Genomic DNA, 240 nt, shown 5'->3' on the forward strand with positions numbered 1-240 from the left:
CCATATCGATGCGCGCGCCACGCGGACTCGCATCGGAGATCACCACGCCCAGGGTCGCGGCGGGGCCGATATGCACCGATTCGGTGGGAGTTCCCGACCGGATCTGGCGCACGACCCGCATGGCCGAATCGATCGGTACCGCGTACCCGTTCGGTGGATCGGCGGTATCGCCCGGAGGTGGGTCGCGGTCCCCGGAGGCTGCCGCGATCACACCCACCACCGCACCGGTGTGATCGCGGC

At 70.0% G+C, this 240-nt stretch carries 1 protein-coding gene; it reads right to left on the bottom strand.

Translation table 11 applies throughout. The features are described from left to right. Positions 1-240, bottom strand: a 240-nt coding sequence (locus tag CUZ56_RS16090; RefSeq protein ID WP_204250983.1) for a hypothetical protein, incomplete at both ends; no start/stop codon positions are given.

This window comes from Saezia sanguinis (assembly GCF_003991585.1).
GTDB classification, from domain to species: domain Bacteria; phylum Pseudomonadota; class Gammaproteobacteria; order Burkholderiales; family Burkholderiaceae_C; genus Saezia; species Saezia sanguinis.